This is a genomic window from Roseobacter sp. OBYS 0001 (assembly GCF_019654895.1).
GTDB lineage: Bacteria > Pseudomonadota > Alphaproteobacteria > Rhodobacterales > Rhodobacteraceae > Roseobacter > Roseobacter litoralis.
Window position 1 is genome coordinate 1 of record NZ_BPES01000026.1, and the last position, 1,205, is coordinate 1,205.

Below are 1,205 nucleotides of genomic sequence, written 5' to 3' on the forward strand. Positions count from 1 at the left end.
CATCATGGCAAAGGCAAAGTTTGAACGTAATAAACCGCATGTTAACATTGGCACGATTGGTCACGTTGACCACGGCAAGACGACGCTGACGGCTGCGATTACGAAGTATTTTGGTGATTTTCAGGCGTATGACCAGATTGATGGTGCGCCTGAGGAGAAAGCCCGCGGGATCACGATCTCGACAGCGCACGTTGAGTATGAAACCGAAGCGCGTCACTACGCGCACGTGGATTGCCCCGGTCACGCGGATTACGTCAAGAACATGATCACCGGTGCGGCGCAGATGGACGGCGCGATCCTGGTTGTGAACGCGGCTGACGGCCCGATGCCCCAGACGCGCGAGCACATCCTCTTGGGCCGCCAGGTTGGCATCCCGACGATGGTTGTTTTCATGAACAAAGTGGATCAGGTCGACGATGAGGAACTGCTCGAGCTGGTGGAGATGGAAATCCGCGAATTGCTGTCTTCCTATGACTATCCGGGCGACGACATTCCTGTGATCCCCGGCTCCGCGCTGGCGGCGATGGAAGGGCGTGACCCCGAGATCGGCGAAGAGGCGATCCGCAAGCTGATGGCCGCCGTGGATGAGTTCATCCCGACGCCTGAGCGTGCGATTGACCAGCCGTTCCTGATGCCGGTTGAGGACGTGTTCTCGATCTCCGGTCGCGGGACTGTTGTGACGGGCCGTGTTGAGCGTGGCGTGATCAATGTTGGCGACAACATCGAGATCGTGGGGATCAAGGACACCCAGACCACAACATGTACGGGTGTTGAGATGTTCCGCAAGCTGCTGGATCGCGGTGAAGCGGGCGACAACATCGGCGCATTGCTGCGCGGTATCGACCGTGAAGCGGTTGAGCGTGGTCAGGTTCTGTGCAAGCCGGGTTCGGTCAAGCCACACACCAAGTTCGAAGCCGAGGCCTATATCCTCACCAAGGACGAGGGCGGCCGCCACACGCCGTTCTTTGCGAACTATCGCCCCCAGTTCTACTTCCGCACAACGGATGTGACGGGCACGGTTCAGCTGGCCGAGGGCACTGAAATGGTGATGCCGGGCGACAACGTGAGCTTTGGTGTTGAGCTGATCGCACCGATCGCGATGGAGCAGGGCCTGCGCTTTGCGATCCGCGAAGGCGGCCGCACCGTCGGCGCCGGCGTCGTGTCCAAAATCACCGAGTAATCCCGATACGCGCACAAAAAGGCGT

At 59.4% G+C, this 1,205-nt stretch carries 1 protein-coding gene; it reads left to right on the top strand.

Annotated elements, in window-relative coordinates; translation table 11 throughout:
- Positions 1–4 precede the first annotated feature (4 nt).
- On the top strand, positions 5–1,180 hold the full coding sequence (tuf, locus tag K5Q35_RS22545) for an elongation factor Tu (protein ID WP_013960398.1): 1,176 nt from the start codon (positions 5–7) through the stop codon (positions 1,178–1,180).
- Positions 1,181–1,205 lie beyond the last annotated feature (25 nt).

What these genes read in the sequence shown, in the direction of transcription:
- tuf (WP_013960398.1), top strand. Translation starts at nt 5, where the DNA reads ATGGCAAAGGCAAAGTTTGAACGTAATAAACCGCATGTTAACATTGGC.